The organism is Nocardia sp. NPDC056000 (assembly GCF_042269265.1).
In the GTDB taxonomy this organism is placed as follows: domain Bacteria; phylum Actinomycetota; class Actinomycetes; order Mycobacteriales; family Mycobacteriaceae; genus Nocardia.
On record NZ_JBHJXS010000023.1, the window covers coordinates 36,149 to 50,146 of the forward strand.

Annotated in this window: 12 protein-coding genes; 5 read left to right on the top strand and 7 right to left on the bottom strand. The window is 66.4% G+C overall.

Going from position 1 to position 13,998, the window contains the following annotated elements; translation table 11 throughout:
• The first annotated feature begins 2 nt into the window (after positions 1-2).
• From ACFC4D_RS44625 to ACFC4D_RS44640, 4 genes are read left to right on the top strand one after another with little or no spacing between them, the layout of a single operon-like run.
• Positions 3-1,667, top strand: coding sequence for an ABC transporter family substrate-binding protein (locus tag ACFC4D_RS44625; protein WP_376072812.1), 1,665 nt, complete (start codon positions 3-5; stop codon positions 1,665-1,667).
• A 30-nt stretch (positions 1,668-1,697) separates the two neighbouring features.
• Positions 1,698-3,371, top strand: a complete 1,674-nt coding sequence (locus ACFC4D_RS44630) for an ABC transporter family substrate-binding protein (protein WP_375961703.1) — start codon at positions 1,698-1,700, stop codon at positions 3,369-3,371.
• Positions 3,368-4,036 (top strand): hypothetical protein, encoded by a 669-nt coding sequence (locus tag ACFC4D_RS44635; protein WP_376072815.1) that lies wholly within the window; start codon positions 3,368-3,370, stop codon positions 4,034-4,036. The genes ACFC4D_RS44630 and ACFC4D_RS44635 overlap by 4 nt, the downstream gene beginning before the upstream one ends.
• A 57-nt stretch (positions 4,037-4,093) precedes the next feature.
• Entirely contained in the window at positions 4,094-4,753 is a 660-nt protein-coding gene (locus ACFC4D_RS44640; protein ID WP_364637004.1) for an XRE family transcriptional regulator, read from the top strand.
• On the opposite strand, the gene ACFC4D_RS44645 is transcribed toward ACFC4D_RS44640, so the two are convergent.
• The 6 genes from ACFC4D_RS44645 to ACFC4D_RS44670 are packed head-to-tail and all read right to left on the bottom strand — an operon-like array spanning position 4,754 to position 11,556.
• On the bottom strand, positions 4,754-6,010 hold the full coding sequence (locus ACFC4D_RS44645; RefSeq protein WP_376072818.1) for an allantoate amidohydrolase: 1,257 nt from the start codon (positions 6,008-6,010) through the stop codon (positions 4,754-4,756).
• Positions 6,007-7,326, bottom strand: coding sequence for an FMN-binding glutamate synthase family protein (locus ACFC4D_RS44650; RefSeq protein ID WP_364637000.1), 1,320 nt, complete (start codon positions 7,324-7,326; stop codon positions 6,007-6,009). The genes ACFC4D_RS44645 and ACFC4D_RS44650 overlap by 4 nt, the downstream gene beginning before the upstream one ends.
• 19 nt (positions 7,327-7,345) lie before the next feature.
• Positions 7,346-8,041, bottom strand: coding sequence for a protein glxC (locus tag ACFC4D_RS44655; protein WP_376072820.1), 696 nt, complete (start codon positions 8,039-8,041; stop codon positions 7,346-7,348).
• Positions 8,026-8,937, bottom strand: a complete 912-nt coding sequence (locus ACFC4D_RS44660) for a glutamine amidotransferase family protein (protein WP_376072823.1) — start codon at positions 8,935-8,937, stop codon at positions 8,026-8,028. The genes ACFC4D_RS44655 and ACFC4D_RS44660 overlap by 16 nt, the downstream gene beginning before the upstream one ends.
• 31 nt (positions 8,938-8,968) lie before the next feature.
• Positions 8,969-10,330: a type III glutamate--ammonia ligase gene (gene glnT, locus ACFC4D_RS44665; protein ID WP_375961690.1), complete on the bottom strand. Its 1,362-nt coding sequence runs from the start codon at positions 10,328-10,330 to the stop codon at positions 8,969-8,971.
• Between the two features lie 38 nt (positions 10,331-10,368).
• Positions 10,369-11,556: an NAD(P)/FAD-dependent oxidoreductase gene (locus ACFC4D_RS44670; RefSeq protein ID WP_376072826.1), complete on the bottom strand. Its 1,188-nt coding sequence runs from the start codon at positions 11,554-11,556 to the stop codon at positions 10,369-10,371.
• A gap of 206 nt (positions 11,557-11,762) precedes the next feature.
• On the opposite strand from ACFC4D_RS44670, the gene ACFC4D_RS44675 reads away from it, so the two are divergent.
• Positions 11,763-13,112, top strand: coding sequence for an ammonium transporter (locus ACFC4D_RS44675; RefSeq protein WP_376072829.1), 1,350 nt, complete (start codon positions 11,763-11,765; stop codon positions 13,110-13,112).
• Between the two features lie 65 nt (positions 13,113-13,177).
• On the opposite strand, the gene ACFC4D_RS44680 is transcribed toward ACFC4D_RS44675, so the two are convergent.
• Positions 13,178-13,921, bottom strand: coding sequence for a lysophospholipid acyltransferase family protein (locus ACFC4D_RS44680; protein ID WP_375961683.1), 744 nt, complete (start codon positions 13,919-13,921; stop codon positions 13,178-13,180).
• Positions 13,922-13,998: the final 77 nt, after the last annotated feature.

Here is a 13,998-nt window from a genome sequence, read left to right on the forward strand (position 1 = left end):
CGATGCGGAAAATACGGTGCGCCGCACTACTTCTCACCGCCGGACTACTGGTTGCGGGCTGCGGTGGCAGCACCGAGGCCCCCACCGGTTCCGCGATCATCGGCAGTAGCGCCGAGATCAATCCGCATCCCCGCGACGACCTGCGCGACGGCGGGAATCTGCGGCTCGCCGTCACCTCGTTCCCGGTCAACTGGAATACGCTCCAGGTGGACGGCAATGACGGCGAGATCATGGACAGTATCCGGCCGCTCATGCCGCGCGCCTTCGATACCGACGCCGCGGGCAACCTCACCGTCAATCACGACTACTTCACCGATGTGCAGCTGACCTCCACCGATCCGCAGGTGGTCACCTACACCATCAATCCCAAGGCGGTGTGGTCCGACGGCAGCCCCATCACCTGGGAGGACATCGCCGCCGAGGCGAATGCGCTGAGCGGCAAGGACAAACGCTTCCTGATCGCCATCTCCAATGGCTTCGACCGGGTCGAGAAGGTCGAGCGCGGGGTGGACGACCGGCAGGCCGTCATCACCTTCGCCAAGCATTTCGCCGACTGGCGCGGACAATTCGCGGGCAATGCCACGCTGTTCCCGAAACAGGTGACGCGCGACCCGGATTCGTTCAACACCTCACTGCTCAACGGCATCGGGCTGACCGCGGGACCGTTCGTCGTGCAGTCCACCGATAAGACGCAGGGCCGAATCGTGCTGGCCCGCAATCCGAAGTGGTGGGGTAACACCCCGAAGCTGGACACCATCACCGTCAGCGTGCTGGACCGCACCGCCTGGGTACCCGCACTGCAGAACAAGGAACTCGACGCCGCGCTGCTCGGCGATATCAACGATGTGCAGAATGTGCGCAATACCCCCGGTATGGATCTGCGGCACGCGCCCGGTAATCGCTGGCGGCACTTCACCTTCAACGGCGCTCCGGGTTCCATCCTCGCCGATCCCGCACTGCGCGTGGCCATCTCGAAGGCGATCGACCGGCAGCGCATCGCCGTCACCGTGCAGAACGGACTGTCCGCGAATCCGCAGGCGCTGAACAATCACGTATATCTGCAGGGCCAGAACGGATATCAGGACAACTCGCTCGGCTTCGATCCCGATGCCGCCGCGCGCGAACTCGATGCCATCGGCTGGCGGCGCGACGGTGACGGCACCCGCAGCAAGGACGGCAAGAAGCTGGTCATCCGCGATGTCATGTACAACGACCCCACCTGGGTCGACATCGCCAAGATGATCCAGGCGGATCTGGCCAAGATCGGCGTCGGGCTCACCATCGACACCCGGCCCGGCGCACGGTATTTCACCGATGTCATTCAGCCCGGCGATTTCGACGTCTGCCAGTTCACCTTCCAGGGCGACGCCTTCCCGCTCGGCAGCGTCCCGCAGATCTGGGGCTACTACCCCGACGACGTGCAGGCCAATTACGGGCGCATCGGCTCACCCGAACTCAATGAGCTGATCGACAAGACACTCTCGGAACTGGATCCGCAGAAGGCGATCGAACTGGCCAATCAGGTCGACCGCAAGGTCTTCGAAGAGGGCCATTCACTTCCGCTGACCCAGTCCGAGGGCAACTACGGGGTACGGTCCGAGCTGGCCAATTACGGTGCACCCGGACTGGCCACGTACGACTACACCTTGATCGGGTTCCTGAAGTAACTACAGCCGTCTCGGCGGAAGGAGCGGTCCATGCGGATACGTTCGACAGTGACACGACTCGCGATCCCCATGGTCGCCCTGGGCGTGATCGTGTCCGGCTGTAGCGCCGGCGACAGCACGGAGGGCGGTACCGCCGCACTCGGCGCGACCAATGCGATCAATCCGCACCCGGTGTCGGATCTGGCCGACGGCGGCAATCTGCGGCTGTCGCTGAGCGCGTACCCGGAGTCGTTCAACGGCTTGCACGTGGACGGCAACACCACCGATACCAACGATGTGGTGAGTCCGACACTGCCGCAGACGTTCAAGAGCAATGCGGCCGGTGAGCTCAGCGTCGACAACAACTACTACACCGATATCCAGCTGACCAGCACCAGCCCGCAGCAGGTCGTCACCTACACGATCAACCCGAAGGCCGTGTGGTCCGACGGCTCCCCCATCACCTGGGAGGATTTCCGCTCGCAGTGGCAGGCCATGAACGGCAGGAACCCGGATTACCAGGTCGCCTCCTCCAGCGGCTACAACGCCATCGGCAAGGTGGAACGCGGCACGGACGACCGGCAGGTGGTCGTCACCTTCGACAAGTCGTACGGCGAATGGCAGGGCCTGTTCGGCGGGTTGTACCCGAAGGCCGACACCGAATCCCCGCAGGCGTTCAACGACTGGGCGCGCAATTCGCTGCCGGTCAGCTCCGGGCCGTTCATCATCACCAATCTGGACCGGACGCAGAACCGGATCACCCTGAGCCGCAACCCGAAATGGTGGGGTGATCAGCCGGTACTGGCCAACATCACCTTCAGCGTGCTGGACAGCACCGCGGTGGTGCCCGCCATCCAGAACAACGAGCTGGATGAGGCGTACGTCGCCGGTCTGGAGAACGTCACCGCGGCGCGCAATGCCCCCGGCGTGGAGATCCGGCGCACCTCGGAGCCGAGCGTCAATATCCTGACCTTCAACGGCGCGCCCGGTGGTCTGCTGGAGGATCCGGCGGTGCGCCGGGCCATCGCCAAGGCCATCGACCGGCAGAACATCGTCAACACCAGCCAGCACGGCATCGTAGATCAGCCGCAGGTGGTGAACAACCACGTCTTCATCGCGGGACAGACCGGGTACCAGGACAATTCAGCGGTTGTCGCCTTCGATCCGGATGCCGCCGCCAAGGAACTCGACGCGGCCGGCTGGGTGCTCAAGGGTGATGTCCGCGAAAAGGACGGGCGCAAGCTGGAATTGCGCGACGTCATGTACGACCAGGCCGGATGGGTGGATACCGCCAAGATCATCCAGGCCAACCTGGCCAAGGTCGGCGTCAAGATGATCATCCAAACCGTCCCGGGCACCGGACTTTTCACCAATGTGATCAACCCGGGCAACTTCGATATCGCCCAGTCCGGCATCTCCGGCTCCACACTGCCGCTGCAGGCGCTGCGCCAGTTCTACTACTACGATCCGGCCAACTGGCAGGGCAACAAGGCCCGCGTCGGATCGCCGGAACTGAACACCCTCATCGATCAGACCCTGTCCGAGCTCGATCCGGCCAAGGCCCGCGAACTCGCCAACAAGGCCGATCTGATGATCTTCAACGAGGTGCATTCGCTGCCCCTCAACCAGGCCTCCGGCACCCATGCCGTGCGCGCGAACCTCGCCAACTGGGGTGCGTTCGGTCTGGCCAGCGCCGACTACACCAAGGTCGGCTTCCTCAAGTGATTCTCCGGACGGGTCATCCGCTGACCTATCCGGCCGTTATGACGATCGGCGCCCTCGCGATTTGCCTCGCGTGGGCGCCGTTCGGCGGTTCGGAGCAGGGTGCGTTGCTCGGGACGGTCGCGGTGATCATCCTGGGGTACAGCGCTTTTCAATTCGCCGGGGCGCTGGGTGTGCTGCCGGTCGGGCTGCCGCGCGGTGAGGGGTGCCGGGATGTGGGGGTGCGGCGGGTACGACAGCAGCATCGGCTGGTGAGCCGGTCGTGGCTGGAGTTCACCACGGGTGGGCGGACGCGGTGGCTGCCGGTGTATTTCGATCCCGGTCTGGTGACGCTGACGCAGGGGAACGCCGCGATGGCCGGGCGCGCGATCACCGTCGACGGGGTGCGGGTGTACCCCTCGGGGCGGATGCGCAGTACCGAACCGGCGGGGAGGCTCATCGACAATCCGGCGCGGCCGGATGACAATGCCACGGTCATGGCGGCGACCGCCGCGAAGTATGGACGGCGGCTGCTGCTGGACGCGCAGGCCGCCATCGCGGGACCGTTCATCGGGCTGCTGTGGGTGTACGTGGCGGGCGGCGGGCCAACGGCTTTCGCGACGGGGACCACCGTGGGGGCGGCGGCGGCCGTCTGGCTGTCGGCGGTGCGCGGGTCCGATCCCAGCTGACGCCGGTAGCTGTAGCCGTTGTCAACTGGGAGGAAACGGCCAGGCTAGGATCGGGTTATGACAGGGCGCACCGAAATTCGCGATACCGGCGATCCGGCTCCGGTGCAGCGGGAGATCGCGGCGGATACGCCCACCGGGGTTGATCTGGAACGGATCATCGGTAAGCAGGTGCGGTCGCTGCGGCTGGCCAGCGGGCTGTCGGTCGGGGATATGGCGGCCAGGGTGGGGATCTCCAAGGCCATGTTGTCCAAGATCGAGAATGCGCAGACCTCGTGCAGCCTTTCGACTTTGGCGCGGCTGGCCGCCGGGCTGGATGTGCCGGTGACCTCGCTGTTCCGGGGGGCGGACGCCGCGCGCGAGGCGGTGTTCACCCCGGCGGGACACGGTGCGCGGATCGTGGGGCGCGGCACCAGGGTGGGGCACCACTACGAATTGCTCGGGGCATTGCGCGGACAGCACAAGCGGCTGGAGCCGGTGCTCGTCACGCTCACCGAGGCCAGCGAGACCTTTCCGCTGTTCCAGCACGCGGGGACCGAACTGCTGTACATGCTCGAAGGCGTGATGGTCTACGGGCACGGGGATTCCGAATACACGCTGCGGCCCGGCGATGCGCTGCTGCTCGACGGTGAGGGACCGCACGGGCCGAATGAGCTGGTGCGGTTGCCGATTCGCTTCCTCGCCATCACCGCGTATCCGGATAACCACGTCGAGGAGTAGTCAGGCGACCCAGGCCGCCATCACCTCCGCCAGCGCGGTCGCGCCCGCGTGACAGTCGACCGGATCCGCGTGCTCGGCCGGGGAATGCGAGACGCCGGTGGGGTTACGGACGAAAAGCATTGCGGTTGGGACGCTGTCGGAGAGGATGCCCGCATCGTGGCCCGCCGCCGTGGGGATGACCGGGATCTCACCGAGATGGGATAGCGCGGCCGCCAGGCGATTACGCGGTTCTGCGGGGAAATCGACGATGGGCGTGATGGATTCGGCCAGCACGTTCAGGTCGATGCCGTCCACCGCGGCGTGCCCGCGCGCGGCCGCCGTGATGTGCGCGACCAGCACTTCGAGGGTGGGCTGATCGGCGGCCCGGGCATCGAGCCACGCTCGAACGCGGGATGGAATCGCATTGGTGCCGTTCGGCGATACCAGCACCTTGCCGAAGGTCGCCACGGCCGACAGTGCGGCGGCTTCCGTGCGCGCAGTGTGCACGGTGGAGGCGAAGGCCAGCATGGGGTCGTGGCGGTCGACCAATCTGGTCGCGCCCGCGTGATTGGCCTCGCCGGTGAAATCGAACTCCCAGCGGCCGTGCGGCCAGATCGAAGAGGCCAGGGCCAGTGGGGAATCCACCAGGTCCAAGGCGCGACCCTGTTCGATATGCAGTTCGACGAAGACGCCGACGCGCTCGGTGAGGGTGGTGTCCGCGCCGAGGTCCTCGGGGCGGCGGCCCGCGCGAATCAGCGCCTCCGCCAAAGTGATTCCGTCGATATCCCGCAGGCCTAAAGCGCGTTCCGGGGCCAGCACGCCGGTCGAGAGCTGGGAACCTATGCAGGCGACGCCGAAGCGTGCGCCCTCCTCGTCCGAGAAGGCCACCACCGCAATGGGAATCGTGGGCTCGATACCGCGAGCCCGGAGCAGGTCCACCGCCGCGAAGGCCGAGACTATGCCGAGCGGGCCGTCGAACGCGCCGCCGTCGGGTACCGAATCCAAGTGTGAGCCGGTGACGAACGCGCCCTTGGGATCGCCGAGCCAATCGCGGGGAAACCACCAGGCCCAGAGATTGCCGTTGCGATCCTGCTCCAGCTCCATCGAGCGCGCGGCGGCACAGCCCCGAAACCATTCGCGCAGTGTGAGATCCGCGTCCGACCAGGCATAGCGGCGATAACCGCCGGAACCGCCGTCGCGGCCGACCTCGAGAATCTCCGCCCAGAGCGGATCGAAAACCGCTCCTGCCGTAGCTGATTCACTGTCCGGCAGGCTCATAGCGGGGCTCCCGGAACCCAGCTGGTGCCCGCCAGTGGCACGCGGGCCATGGCGGCGGCTTCGATGGTCAGGGCGACCAGGTCTTCCGGTTCGAGGTTGCGCAGGTGGGATTTACCGCAGGCGCGGGCCAGGGTTTGCGCCTCCATGGTGAGGACGCGCAGGTAGTTGGCGAGGCGGCGGCCGCCCTCGACTGGGTCGAAGCGGGCAGCGAGTTCGGGGTCCTGGGTGGTGATGCCCGCCGGATCGCGGCCGTCCTGGAAATCGTCGTAGAAGCCGGGGGCGGAACCGAGTTCCTCGTAATCGGCGGCGTAGCGGGGGCTGTTGTCGCCCAGGGCGATCAGGGCCGCGGTGCCGATGGCCACCGCGTCCGCGCCGAGGGCCATGGCCTTGGCCACGTCCGCGCCCGTGCGGATACCGCCGGAGATGATGAGCTGCACCTTGCGGTGCACCCCGAGTTCCTGAAGCGCCTGTACGGCCTGCGGAATGGCGGCCAGGGTGGGGATGCCGACGTGTTCGATGAAGACGTCCTGGGTGGCGGCGGTGCCGCCCTGCATACCGTCGACCACCACCACGTCCGCGCCCGCCTTCACGGCCAGCTTGACGTCGTAGTAGGTGCGGGTCGCGCCGACCTTGATGTAGATCGGCTTCTCCCAGCGCGTGATCTCGCGCAGTTCCAGGATTTTGATGGCGAGATCGTCCGGACCGGTCCAGTCCGGATGGCGGCAGGCGCTGCGCTGATCGATACCCTGTGGGAGGGTGCGCATTCCGGCAACGCGCTCGCTGATCTTCTGACCGAGCAGCATGCCGCCGCCACCCGGCTTCGCACCCTGACCGAGCACGATTTCAATGGCGTCGGCCTTGCGCAGATCGTCCGGATTCATTCCGTATCGTGACGGAAGGTATTGGTACACCAGGTATTTGGACTGACCGCGCTCCTCGGGCGTCATACCGCCGTCACCGGTCGTGGTCGACGTGCCGACCGCGCTCGCGCCACGGCCCAGCGCCTCCTTGGCTTGGCCGGACAGCGCGCCGAAGCTCATGCCCGCGATGGTGACCGGGATATCCAGGTGCAGTGGATGTTTCGCGTGCCGGTCGCCGAGCACCACATCGGTGTCGCAGCGTTCGCGATACCCCTCGAGGGGATACCGGGACATGGACGCACCGAGGAACAGCAGGTCGTCGAAGTGCGGCAGTGGGCGTTTGGCGCCCCAGCCGCGAATATCGTAGATACCGGTGTCGGCGGCGCGCTGGATTTCCGCGATGGCCCGGCGATCGAAGGTCGCCGATTCGCGCAGCACGGGATTCGGGGAAGTCATGGTGTGGCCTCCTGGCTGATCAGTACGCGGCGGCGTTGTCGACATGGAAGTGATAGAGCTCGCGGGCCGAGCCGTAGCGGGTGAAATCCGCGGGGTCGGCGTCGAATCCGGCAGCGTCGAGCAGTTCGCGCAGTTCGGCGAGATGTTCGGGGCGCATCGGTTTGCGAATGCAGTCCGCGCCCAGCGACGCCACCGTGCCGCGCACGTAGATGCGCGCCTCGTACAGCGAATCACCCAGTGCCTCACCGGCATCGCCGAGCACCACCAGGCGACCGGCCTGCCCCATGAAGGCGCTCATATGGCCGATGCTGCCGCCCACCACGATATCGACGCCCTTCATCGAAATACCGCAGCGCGCACCGGCATTGCCCTCGATGACCAGCAGTCCGCCGTGCGCGGTCGCGCCCGCCGACTGCGAAGCGTCACCGCGCACCCGGACGGTGCCGGACATCATGTTCTCCGCGACGCCGACCCCCGCGCTGCCATTGATCGTCACCGCCGCGCGCTGATTCATGCCCGCGCAGTAGTAGCCGACATGGCCGTCGATGCCGACCTCGATCTCACGGTCCAGACCGCAGGCCAGCGCGTGCGCGCCGCGCGGATTGGCGAGGCCGAACACGGCGGGGGGCTCCGCCGCCATGAGGACGGAATTCACCGCGCGCGTGCCGGATTCGGCCACATCGAGCACGGTGCGCTCACTCACGATCGCCGCCATACATACACCTCTTCCGGTTCCGGTTCGAAGATTCGGGCCTGTGCCACACCCGGCAGATCCGCCAGTGCGCGATACTCCGAGGCCATCGCCACCCAGCGATCGGTCTCGGCGATGATCGCGGGCTTGCACGCGATGGCATCGCGTACGACGGCGAACGAATCGCTCGTCGACACCAGCAGCGTGTAGAAACCGTCGAAAGCGTCATTGAGCAGCAGCAATGACTTTTCGAGGTCCGCGCCCTGGGCCAGCTGCCGGGCGACGAAGCGCGCGCCCACCTCGGTGTCGTTCTCGCTGTCGAATTCGACTCCCGCGCGCTGCAATTCGTGCTTGATGCTCATGTGATTGCTGAACGAGCCGTTGTGCACCAGGCATTGGCCCGGGCCGACGGAAAAGGGGTGCGAACCCTCCGCTGTCACAGCGGATTCGGTGGCCATCCGGGTGTGCGCCACGCCCTGCCAGCCCTGCGCCCGCGGCAGGCCGAATCGATGCGCCAGCTCGGTGGGGTTGCCGATCCCCTTGAGCACGGCCAGATCCGAGCCGAAGCCGATGACCCGTGCATCGGGCGCGATATCCCGCACCGCACGCACCAGCACATCCGATCCGCCCTCGGCGGGGAGAGCGGCATGCAGCACGATGGTCGGGTCCAGCGCTATCGCGGTGACCTCCATACCCAGTGCGGCGGTGAGCCTTTCGGCGAGTTCGGCCGCCGACAGCGGACTGTCCAACAGTGACACGGTGATCGTGCCCGGTGGCGACCACACCGGATCGCCGTAGACCGCCATACCCGCCGAATCCGGGCCGCGGTCGCACATTTGGTCCAGCATGCCGGTCAGCAGGGAACCCAGGCGTGGATACAGCGCCGGGTCTCGAAGGTGCAAGCCCACGATTCCACACATCGAAATCACCCTCCTTTCGAAGTCAGGGACGTCAGAACGCCGTCAGATAGTTGTCGATCTCCCAGCTGGAAACCGTGTTGTGCCAGGTGAAGAACTCCTCGCGCTTGCGCTCGGCGAAGTAGGCCGCGACGCCCGGACCGGCGATATCGAGCGCGGCCGTCACCACCGGATCCGATTCCAGGGCGTCCATGGCGTGCACCAGGGTCATGGGGAGCATGTCGCCGCGCTGCTCACCGGGCAGGCCGGGATCGAGGGCGCGATCGATGCCGTCGAGTCCGGCGGCGATGGCGGCGGCCGTGGCGAGATAGGGGTTCGCGGAACCGTCCGCGCCGCGCAGTTCCACCCGATGCTGATCGGGCACCCGCAGATAGTGCGTGCGGTCGTTACCGCCGTAGGTGGCGTAGCGCGGTGACCAGGTCGCACCGCTCGCGGTGCTGGTGGCCCCGGTTCGCTTGTAGGAGTTCACCGTTGGCGCGATCACGCCTTGCAGAGCGCAGGCGTGGTCGAGCATTCCGGCGAGGAAACCGTAGGCGGTCGCGGACAGGCCCAGGCCGCGCGGGTCGTCGGCATCGGGGAAGAGCGGTTGATCGCCGTTCCACACCGACAGGTGCATATGCATACCGGTGCCGGTGCGGTCGGTGAACGGTTTGGGCATGAAAGTTGCCTTCATACCGCGCTTTTCGGCGATCACCGAGAGCAGGTAGCGGGCGGTGATCACGCGGTCGGCGGTGGTGAGCGCGTCCGCGTAATCGAAGTTCTGCTCGAACTGGCCGTTGCCGTCCTCGTGATCACTGGCGTAGTTGCCCCAGCCGAGTGAATTCATGGCCTGCGAGACCTCGGCCAGATGGTCGTACATGCGGGTCACGTCGCGGGCGTCATAACAGGGTTGCAGGCTGAGATCGGCGGTATCGGCGGGTGCCAGACCGTTCGGACCCTTGTCCACCAGGAAGTATTCGATCTCCGTGCCGACATTCACCGTGTACCCGCGCTCGGCGGCGCGAGCCAGCGTGCGCTGCAGGATGACTCGCGGCGCGAACGGCCACGGCTTGCCCTCCACGTGCGGGGTGCAGTGCACCAGCGCCAGACCGGGGCGCACGAACGGAATCGGCGTGAACGTCTCCGGGTCCGGAATCGCGACCAGATCCGGATCGCGAGGCTGCTGCCCCATCATTCCGGCGGCGTATCCGGCGAACCCGACGCCGTCCTGTTCGAGCTGCCCGACCGCCTGTACCGGAACGAGTTTCGCGCACGGTTTGCCGGACAGCGTGGTGAACAACGCCAGGATGAAGGTGGTGTCGGTGGCCCGCGCCAGCTCGGAGAGCGTGCGGTGGCCGGTCGACGGCATGGCCGGGGAGATCGGCGTTACCGTCGCGGTGGTGGTGTCTATCGCCATATCGGCTCCTGGAACAGAGGTACGGATGTGGTTGTGCTTCAGCGCATTTCACCGGCACCGAGATACGGGTGCGGGCTGATCAGGGGCTGGCCCTCGGCGAACCGGGCGTAGCGGAAGTCGGCGGCCTCGACATTCGGCAGGTCGGTGCGGCCGTCCAGCAGCAGATCCGCCACCAGGCGGCCGACCGCAGGGGAGATCTTGAAACCGTGACCGGAGAAACCGGTGGCCAGGAAAAGTCCGGGCACCGGCGCGGGACCGATGATCGGGTTGTAGTCGGGGGTGACGTCGTACGCACCGACATAACTGCCGGTGATCCGGGGGTCCGGCATATCCGGCAGGCGATGTTCCAGCCGCCCGACCACCTTCTCGACGGTCGAATCGTCGGCGCGATTCACGAAATCATCGGGATCGATGTACTCGGGAACGGCGTGATCGCTATTGCCCGCGAGCAGTTCGCCATTGGGTTCGCGGCACAGGTATTGCAGGCTGACCAGATCCGAGAGCACCGGGACCGGCGGCAGCGGATCACCCTGATCGATCATGAGTAGCTGGGCGCGTTGGGCTTTCACGTCTACCTCGACCCCGGCGGTGGCGGCGAGATCCGGCGTCCACGGTCCGGTGGCCAGCACCACATTCGCGGCATGCACCTCCGTGCCGTCGGCAAGGCGTGCGCCGATGACGTTGTCGCCCTTGACGATCAGCTCCAGGACAGGTGACTGCTGGCGGATCCGGACGCCGCGCCCGCGCGCCGCCGCACCGAAGGCCATACCCGTCAGATACGCCTCACCGCGTCCGCCGCGCGGTTCATAGGCGAACCCCGCGAAATCGTCGACGCGCAAACCCGGCCACAGCGTTGCCATCTCATCGTGGCCGAGCAGTTCCACCTCGATACCGAGCGCCTGCTGCATGGCCACATTGGCGAGCAGCGGATCCAGATTGTCCGCGCCGACGCCGACCGCGTACCCGCACTGCCGGAATCCCAGGTCATCGCCGAGGATCTCGGACGCGTTCTCGAAGAACGGCACCGACCACCAGGACATGGCGGCCAATGACGGTGCGCCGTAATGGCATCGGACCACCCCGCTGGATTTGCCGGTCATACCGGAGCAGAGGGTGGCGCGCTCGAGCACCAGGACGTCGGCGGCACCGCGGTCGGCCAGGGACCAGGCGATGGCGAGCCCCTCCAGGCCACCGCCGATGATCAGGAACTCCGCGGTGTCGGTCATGTCCATCCTTCGGGTTCAGGTGTCTTCTACAGTGAATCACTGTTGATTGATATGAAACCATAGCGGTGACCGGGCAGCCCAGCGGTTTACGCATCTTTCACAGTGGCGTACCACGACGCAACATCGGCGATGGTCCACTGTCACGCAACGGCGATTCCTATCAAGGGACACCGTTGGTATGGATTCGCTTCTAAGTCAGGTGATACATGGAACAAGCAGTAGCCGCGGCCGATACCGCGTGGATGCTCGCCGCCTTCGCCGCCGTGTCGCTCATGGTGGCGGGACTGGCGCTGTTCTACGGCGGCATGGTCAGCGTCAAGAACACCCTGAACATGGCCATGATGGTCTTCGGCGCGCTCGCGGTGGTGGGCGTGCTCTGGATCATCGTCGGCTACTCGGCGTCCTTCGGCGATTCGCTGGGCGGCGCGGGCATCCTCGGTGATCCGCTCGAATACCTCGGATCGTCCAAACTGCTGGACGCGCCGAGCACGCCGGGACTGCCACCGGCCATCTTCTCGGCCTTCCAATTACTGTTCGCCGCACTGACGGTCGCGCTCATCGCGGGCGCGGTCGCCGACCGGATGAAGTTCGGCTCCTGGATGACCTTCGCGGGCATCTGGGCGCTGCTGGTGTACTTCCCCGTCGCGCACTGGGTTTTCGCCTTCGACAGCAAGGACGGTTCGGTGCACGGCGGCTGGATCGCCAACAAGCTAAAGGCCATCGACTTCGCGGGCGGCACCGCGGTGCACATCAACGCCGGCATCGCCGGGCTGGCACTGGCGCTCATCCTCGGCAAGCGCAAGGTGTTCCCGAACGCCCCACGGCCGCACAGCCTTCCGCTGACCATGCTGGGCGCGGGCATCCTGTTCTTCGGCTGGTTCGGGTTCAACGGCGGTTCGGCGCTGGCCGCCGGGAACGCCGCGTCGGTGGTGGTGCTCAACACCATCGCCGCGTCCTGCGCGGGCATGATCGGCTGGATCGTGGTGGAGAAGTTCAAGGAGGGACACGCCACCTCGCTGGGCGCGGCCTCCGGGCTCATCGCCGCCCTGGTCGGCATCACCCCCGCCTGCGGTGCGGTGTCACCGATGGGCGCGCTCATCGTCGGCGCGGCCTGCGGTGCGGTGTGCTGCCTCGCGGTCTCGCTGAAATACCGCTTCGGACTGGATGATTCGCTCGACGTGGTGGGCATCCACCTGGCGGGCGGCATTCTCGGCACGCTGCTGATCGGCTTCCTGGCCGACGGCTCCGCGCCCAATGGCGTGGCCGGACTGTTCTACGGCGGCGGACTGGATCAGTTGTGGCGGCAGACCGTCGCGGTGCTGGCGGTGCTGACCTACACCTTCGTGGTCACCTTCGCCATCGCCAAGGTCATGCAGCTGTTCGGCGGCATTCGCGCCGATGACGAGGCCGAGGACGCCGGACTGGATCTGGCCGTGCACGGTGAAACCGCCTATGTGCTGGACCATCTCACCGTTCCGGTCGCCAAGCACGAACCGGCGGACGCGGTGACGGCCGCCGAGGCCATCACCACCAAGGCAGCCGCGGCGGTCGAATAACCGCGGCACGCAGCCCCTTCCGGACTCTCACCCTCCTCATCGAGGCCGGAAGGGGCCTGTGCGCGTTACTGCTCGGCGCGACGCGCGGCCTTCTCCGCCGCCTCGGCGCGATCGAGCTCGTTCGCCTCGTCCAAAGTCGGTGCGCCGCCGCCCAATCGGGCGGGCACCCAGTACGCGCCCGGCTCGTGCGCATAATCCTTCTGCACGTTGAGCAGCATGGCTTCCATGGTCTTGTGCAGCTGATCGGTCAGCTCCGCAGCCGGTTCGAACGGCTGAATCGGCGCGCCCACCTCGATGGAGATGGGGGTGTTGGTACGGCCCAGGCGCTTCGGATGCCCCTTGGTCCAGACGCGCTGCGCGCCCCAGATCACCATCGGGATGATCGGCACATTCGCCTCGATCGCCATGCGCGCCGCGCCCGACTTGAATTCCTTCAACTCGAAACTGCGGCTGATGGTGGCCTCCGGGTAGACGCCGACCAATTCGCCGGAGCGCAGCCGATTCACGGCCTCGTGGTACGAGTCCGCGCCCGCGGCGCGATCCACCGGGATATGTTTGAGCGCCCGCATGATCGGCCCGGTGATCGAGTTGTCGAATACCTCCTTCTTCGCCATAAAACGCACATAGCGCTTCGTCGTACGCGCAGGCAGGCCCGCATACGTGAAGTCCATGTACCCGGTGTGATTGATGGCGACGACAGCGCCACCGCTCGCCGGGATGTTTTCGTCGCCGGTGACAGTGAACTTCAGGCCCTGCGCCGCGAAGACGGTACGGGCCAGCCCGATGATCGGGAAGTAGACGGGTTCCACAGTTGCGTCAGCGTAGTCGCTGCTCGCGCGGCTACCAGTGATCCAGGTAACAGCCATTCGCTGAAAACAGACATTCA